General features: G+C 48.5%; 4 protein-coding genes. 3 read left to right on the top strand and 1 reads right to left on the bottom strand.

The window, feature by feature from the left end:
- Positions 1-116 (bottom strand): glyceraldehyde 3-phosphate dehydrogenase NAD-binding domain-containing protein (locus ACTHSP_RS19125; protein ID WP_440346489.1); only part of this gene is annotated, 116 nt, incomplete at its 3' end.
- Between the two features lie 775 nt (positions 117-891).
- Here ACTHSP_RS19125 and ACTHSP_RS19120 point away from each other — a divergent pair.
- The 3 genes from ACTHSP_RS19120 to ACTHSP_RS19110 form a co-directional block, all read left to right on the top strand.
- Positions 892-2,427 (top strand): sodium-dependent transporter, encoded by a 1,536-nt coding sequence (locus ACTHSP_RS19120; RefSeq protein ID WP_080974689.1) that lies wholly within the window; start codon positions 892-894, stop codon positions 2,425-2,427.
- Positions 2,427-2,519 carry a methionine/alanine import family NSS transporter small subunit gene (locus ACTHSP_RS19115; protein WP_036472778.1) on the top strand — a complete coding sequence of 31 codons (93 nt, stop codon included), beginning with the start codon at positions 2,427-2,429 and terminating at the stop codon, positions 2,517-2,519. The genes ACTHSP_RS19120 and ACTHSP_RS19115 overlap by 1 nt, the downstream gene beginning before the upstream one ends.
- A 232-nt stretch (positions 2,520-2,751) precedes the next feature.
- On the top strand, positions 2,752-3,080 hold a 329-nt coding region (locus ACTHSP_RS19110), incomplete at its 3' end, for a magnesium transporter MgtE N-terminal domain-containing protein (RefSeq protein ID WP_440346690.1).

The raw sequence follows: 3,080 nt of genomic DNA, 5'->3' as shown, positions 1-3,080 counted from the left end.
CCGCTGGCATTGATGGCAACGATGTCGAGTTGGTCTTGCAGTTTGTAGTCAAAAATAGCGCGCACTACTTGGCGGCCAATACGGCCGTAGCCGTTGATGGCAACTTTGATACCCATGGCTTTTCCTCTTCTTTTGGGTTTGGGTTATGGAGCGAATGGTGGCAATTATAGCAAAATTGTAGTGTTGTGTAATTAATGTTTTATTGAAATTTTTAGGTTCGATTATTTTTGATTGTAGATGATTATAGTAGAAATAAAGGTTTAAATTTAATGTTATTTTGCATTTTTTGAAATTTTATTTTTTATTAATTCTATTTTTAGTGTTTTATGCTCGTTTTAAATCATGGTAATGAATGAAACGGGAAGAGGCGGATTGTTTTTGTTTATATTAAACAGAATGTGAGTGTGGCTTTTGATTACAACATACAACAGTGTAATTTTCAGACGGCCCGGGTTTAATCGAGCAAAAGGAAAAGGCCGTCTGAACATTTTTGATGACATGGAATTTAAACGCCTTGGATTCCTGCTTTTCCTTGCCGGATAAGGGGAGGGCGATTTTTAGCAAAGGGGAAATGGTCGGAACAAGGGAGGGAAAAACGGTGGATTGAGCTGTGTTTGAGTGTTATATAAATAAGTGTATGAAGGTTTTAGTCGTAGTGTATGAAGATTTTGCTTGTGATTTAAATTTAATTATGACTTGTCAACACTGTTAAATTTTTTTACGATAAGGTCAGATTATGTTTGCATGGCCATAAGCGGTGCATCCTCTATACCGGATATTATCCTTATCCGAATATCTACTTTAACCGACCGGCTTGTCCGGCCTGATTCCTAAATATATACGCGCAAGGCTGAACGGCCTTGGCGACACTCGACTTTTAAGAGGTTCATCGTGTCAAATTCTCAATCCAGCGAACGCGCGACGTTTAGCAGTCGCCGCGCCTTTATGTTTGCTGCCATCGGCTCGGCCGTGGGCTTAGGCAACATTTGGCGATTCCCTTACATCGCTTTCGACAACGGCGGCGGTGCTTTCATCCTCCCTTATTTGGTTGCGCTGTTGACGGCAGGTATTCCGCTGTTGCTGCTCGACTACGCCATCGGCCACCGTTACCGCGGTTCGCCACCTTTGGCTTTCCGCCGCCTCGGCCGTTTGTTTGAGCCGATGGGTTGGTGGAATTTCCTGACCAACGTCATCATCTGTATCTACTACGCCGTGATTGTCGGCTGGGCGGCAAGCTATGCCTATTATTCGTTGACTTCGGCATGGGGTGCGGATCCGCAGACCTTCTTCTTCAAAGACTTCCTGCAAATGGCCGATGCCAAAGACTTGGGTTTGGATTTTGTCGGTAAAGTTGCCGGTCCGCTGATTGCCGTGTGGGTGTTTACGCTGGCGATTATGGCTTTGGGCGTACAAAAAGGCGTGGCCGGTGCATCCACATTCTTCATGCCTTTGTTGGTGGTGATGTTTGTCATCATGGTGGGCATTGCCCTGACTCTGCCGGGTGCGGCAAAAGGTTTGGACGCTTTGTTTACGCCTGACTGGAGCCGTTTGGCAGATCCGAAAGTCTGGGTAGCCGCATATGGCCAGATTTTCTTCTCGCTCTCCATCTGCTTCGGCATTATGATTACTTATTCTTCTTACCTGAAGAAAAAAACCGATTTGGGCGGCACAGGCTTGGTTGTCGGCTTTGCCAACAGCAGCTTTGAGTTGCTCGCCGGTATCGGCGTATTCGCAGCATTGGGCTTTATGGCGCACGCGGCAGGCAAGGAAGTCAGCGAAGTGGCATCCAGCGGTATCGGCTTGGCGTTTATCGCGTTCCCGACCATCATCAACCAAGCCCCTATGGGCGCGTTGATCGGAGTGTTGTTCTTTGGCTCGCTGGTGTTTGCCGGTGTCACTTCCATGATTTCCATCGTTGAAGTGATTGTGGCCGCGATTCAAGACAAAATGAACATCGGCCGTGTCAGCGCGACTCTGATTGCAGGCGTGCCAATGGCGATTATTTCTACCTTGCTGTTCGGTACGACCACCGGCCTGCCTGTGTTGGACGTATTGGATAAATTCATCAATACCTACGGCATTGTGGCTTCCGGTTTTCTTTACGTTTTGGCGATTGTTTTGTTGCGCAAACTGCCCGAACTGCGCAATCACTTGAACGCGCTGTCTTCCATCCGTGTCGGCATTGTATGGACTGCCAGCGTGGTGGTTACCGTCGCTATGCTCGGCTATATGCTTTATCAAGATACCGCCGGCCTCTTAAAAGAGAATTACAGCGGCTATCCTGACAGCTTTCTCAATATCTTCGGTTGGGGCATGGTCGGCGCTCTCTTGGTATTGTCTGTCCTGCTGTCGTTCTTGCCGTGGAAACATGGTCAGAACTTCAACGTCAAAGACGAACATGAACACGAACGTGAAGGAGACGAATAATGAGTACTTCAGCCATTATTATGATGCTTGTCGCATTGATCGTCATTTGGGGCGGATTCATCGTCTCCGTCCTGCGCCTGCCTAAAGAATAAGGTTTGAGCAAATGAAAAGGCCGTCTGAAATTTAAATTTCAGACGGCCTTTTCCGTTAAAAATGGTAAAACGGCCTAAAAAAGAGTAGAATATGCACCGTTTACAACTCTGCGCCTCTCAGCAGGCTCGAATTATGGACCTTCCCAGTTCGCCTTTGAACTTCCCATCAGACACACAACAACCATAATCATCCCGCCGAAATGCCTCCCCGCGTCCGGCGGGCGGAGCATTTATGAGCATCGAACAAACCCCTCCGAATCTCGACCATACCCCCGACAATGAAGCGGTGGAAGACCGCATTTCTGACGATCGCATCTCTGACGATATCGACCGCATCCACGCCTTATGCGAAATCCTCGAGCCGTCCTTCGAACAAATCGAAGCAGGCGTGCCGATTGAAGACGCAAGCCTGCGCGACAAGTTCACCGAGCTGACCGTCCTCTTGGCCGAGTTGCACCCTGCCGACGTGGCCGCCGTCTTGGAATCCCTGCCGCCGCGCGAGCGTAACATCGTTTGGCTTTTGGTCGCCCCTGAAGACGACGGCGAAGTCTTGCTGGAAGT

It is taken from the genome of Neisseria sp. P0001.S005 (assembly GCF_051963715.1).
The sequence above is the reverse complement of the archived record's forward strand: the minus strand, read 5'-3'. Positions and strand labels throughout refer to the sequence as shown.